General features: G+C 54.7%; 2 protein-coding genes. Both read right to left on the bottom strand.

Annotated elements, in window-relative coordinates:
- Positions 1-443 (bottom strand): hydroxymethylglutaryl-CoA lyase (locus tag Q8902_15880; GenBank protein MDP4201034.1); only part of this gene is annotated, 443 nt, incomplete at its 3' end.
- On the bottom strand, positions 436-2,317 hold a 1,882-nt coding region (locus Q8902_15875; protein ID MDP4201033.1), incomplete at its 5' end, for a biotin carboxylase N-terminal domain-containing protein. The genes Q8902_15880 and Q8902_15875, both read right to left, overlap by 8 nt.

The raw sequence follows: 2,317 nt of genomic DNA, 5'->3' as shown, positions 1-2,317 counted from the left end.
GAGATGTAACCGCGTACCTGAAGACCCGAATCCCGTGCTTGTTTGATCACGGGGCTGAACATGTCGAGTGAGCCCGCTACTGAGTTGTTGAGGTTTGCCTTTGCGAATGATTCGGTGGCGCTTGCGAATACCGCAACCTCGCGAACGCCCGTTTTTAGGGCACGATCGAGACCTCTTTGATTGGGAACCAGCGCGCTCATTCGATGTGTAGCAAGCAATGGAGCTAATTCAGCGAGTAATTCTTCAGCATCGGCCAGTGCGGGAATCAGATCTGGCCGGACGAAACTGGCGACCTCGATTGCGGGGAGTCCGGCTCGAGCGAGGCGTTGTATCAACTCAGCCTTCGCGGCGGTGGGGAGAAACTCGGCCTCGTTTTGTAGACCATCGCGTGGTCCAACCTCGTAGACGGTGACTTCTTTGGGCAGTCCACTGCGATCAAACATCCTCGACCACCTCTAGTAGTAGTTGTCCGACACGCACACTTGCGCCGAAGGCGACATTGCATCGCATCACGTGTCCAGCGCGTCTGGCACGGACGACATGTTCCATCTTCATTGCTTCAATAACGACGAGGGGATCGCCAATAGCCACCTGATCGCCTACTGCCGCGTTTACTGCGATAACTACTCCCGGCATCGGGCTGACGATCTCGTCGCTGAGTTGATTTGTAGATGCCCGTCGCTCGCCTGTCTCCTTTATCAACCAGGTCCCGAAGGATGGATGATGAAGCCAGTAATTCACATCGTCGCGATAAGAATCGACAGTGAGCGGCGAGACACTTACGGTTGGGACGTCATAGCGCACACCATCGACATAAGCAGGTATCGTCGAATACGGCATGCCGTATAGCCGCCACCCATCGGCACGCCACGAACCAACATCAGATGACGTGGTAGCTATTGCCGCGTATGCAGAGAGAACAGCGGCCGTGGGGCGCGATCGTTCAATATTTTGTGCCTCTAGGTATTTCGTGTCGTAATTGGAATCTTGAATGTCGGCTAGATCCAATAGGGCTATAAGGAAATCGATATTGGTAGTCACTCCGAGCAGAACCGTCTCTGTCAGTGCCCCTCGCAAACGGGCAAGTGCGGAGGCTCGATTTTCTCCCCAACATGCAATCTTGGCGAGCATTGGATCAAAAGAGGAAGACACCAGTGCGCCGTCTTGGATCGAAGAATCTGTCACCGTGTGAGAAGTCTCGGCCGAGTTGAATTTACCGATGACACCGCCGGTTGGAAGGAATCCATTGAAGGCGTCTTCGGCGTAGATCCGCGCCTCCATGGCGTGCCCGCTGAATTTTCGAACGGGAATCACATCCTTGAGCGGATCTCCCGCGGCTAGGCGAAGTTGGCATTCGACAAGATCCAACCCTGTGATCATCTCGGTGACACGGTGCTCCACCTGAAGTCGCGTGTTCATCTCCATGAAGTAGAAGGTCTCTGGAGAATCTGCATCAACGATAAATTCGATTGTTCCAAGATTCTGGTAGTCAATGGCCGAAGTGAGGGCAACGGCGGCAGCTCCCATGATTTCTCGATTAGCTTCTGAGAATCTAGGCGCCGGTGCCTCCTCAATAACCTTCTGATGACGTCGCTGGAGAGAGCACTCCCGTTCTCCGAGATGAGTATTGTCTCCGTAGTTGTCTGCAACGACTTGGAACTCTATGTGCCGAGCGCGCAGGAGGTATTTCTCCACGAGCAGGGTATCGTCGCCGAAGGCCGCCAACGATTCACGTCGCGCTGTCGGCAAAACTTCGCGGAGTTCTTGAAAGTCTCTGGCGACATGTAGGCCTTTCCCGCCACCGCCTGCAGCAGGCTTCACCAGCAAAGGAAATTCCATCTCTGCGCACGCGTCCAAGAGATCGTCATTCGACATCTGCGCATCACCGACACCTGGCACAACGGGAACTCCTGCGCGCATCGCATATTCACGAGCAGAAATTTTTCCGCCCATCGCAGACATGGCATTGGCGGGTGGACCGATGAAGATCAACCCTGCTTCCTTGCACGCCCTTGCGAACTCGGCGTTTTCGGCGAGGAAGCCGTACCCCGGATGTATGGCCTGGACGCCGCTTGCGTGCGCTGCGGCGATGATCTGTTGGATATCGAGATATCCCGTTTGCTCTCCGTCATTGAGAAGGACGCTCTCCGGTATGCGCTGAACATGCAGTGCGTGCTGATCATTGTGGGTGTGAACACCCACTGCGTCGATGCCGAGACGCTGGAGTGTTGCGTTTATCCGAAGTGCGACTTCACCGCGATTGGCTATAAGAACTCTTGTAAACACCATTACATCCGGAAAATTCCGAAGGAACTTG

The organism is Bacteroidota bacterium, assembly GCA_030706745.1.
In the GTDB taxonomy this organism is placed as follows: Bacteria; Bacteroidota; Ignavibacteria; order Palsa-1295; family Palsa-1295; genus PALSA-1295.
The sequence above is the reverse complement of the archived record's forward strand: the minus strand, read 5'-3'. Positions and strand labels throughout refer to the sequence as shown.